This window comes from Streptomyces alkaliphilus (assembly GCF_014141535.1).
GTDB lineage: Bacteria > Actinomycetota > Actinomycetes > Streptomycetales > Streptomycetaceae > Streptomyces > Streptomyces alkaliphilus.
On sequence record NZ_VKHT01001315.1, the window covers coordinates 1 to 1116 of the forward strand.

Consider the following 1116-nt stretch of genomic DNA (forward strand, 5'->3'; position numbering starts at 1 on the left):
CGCCGTGTACAAGACACAGGATCCGACCGCCGGCCCGACCGCCCGCGCCCCGCGGGGCGACGGTCCGCCCCGCATCGACCCGCTCGCCGGGCTGCGACGACCGGGCGACCCGACCTGTGACGTCCACCTGACCGGCACGGTATTCCTCGACATCGTCTTCACCGGCCTGGACGGGGCCCCGGTGCGCGGCACCGAGACCTGGGCCCGCGGGATGGGGTCCTGCCCGGGCGGGGTGGCGAACATGGCCACCGCGCTGGCCCGCCTGGGGTTGCGCACCCGTCTGGCGGCGGCGTTCGGCGACGACCGGTACGGCGAGTACTGCTGGGAGACCCTGGAACGCGACGAGGGCATCGACCTGTCCCCCTCCCGGGTGTTGCCGGGCTGGCACTCCCCGGTGACCGTCTCGATGGCGTACGAGGGTGAGCGCACGATGGTCTCGCACGGCCACCCGGCGCCCGTCTCCTCGACCGCCCCGGACGACGGGCCGGCCCCGGAACCGGCGCGCGCCTGTGTCGCCTCCCTGGCCCCGGGGGAGCGACAGGAGTGGATCGAGCGGGCGGCCCGTGCGGGGTCGCTGGTCTTCGCCGACACCGGCTGGGACGACACCGGGCGCTGGGACCCGGCGTCCCTGGACGGGCTGGAGCACTGCGCCGCCTTCCTGCCCAACGCCGAGGAGGCGATGCGCTACACCCGCACCGACTCCCCCCGCGCGGCGGCCCGGGCGCTGGCCGAGCACGTCCCGCTGGCGGTGGTCACCATGGGCGCCCGCGGAGCGGTGGCCGCCGACGCCGGCACCGGCGAACTGGTGGAGGTGCCCGCCCTGCCGGTGACGGTGCTGGACCCCACCGGCGCGGGGGACGTCTTCGTGGCGGGTTTCGTGACCGGGACCCTCGCCGGCTGGCCGCCCGCCGACCGGCTCGCCTTCGCCGCGCTGACCGCCGGGCTCTCGGTGCAGGAGTTCGGCGGCTCGCTCTCGGCCCCCTGCTGGGACCAGCTCGCCGCCTGGCGCCGCCGCACCCTGCGGGCCGGGCACGCCCCCGCCCGCTACGACTTCCTGGACGACCTGATCCGGGGCATCGAACCGGGGGAGGGCTGTGGGGTCGAGGAGGGCGAGGG

The 1116-nt window shown here is 76.8% G+C and carries 1 protein-coding gene; it reads left to right on the forward strand.

The features are described from left to right. Positions 1-73: 73 nt before the first annotated feature. Positions 74-1116: carbohydrate kinase family protein (locus FNQ90_RS24205; RefSeq protein ID WP_323380154.1), on the forward strand; the 1043-nt coding region annotated here is incomplete at its 3' end.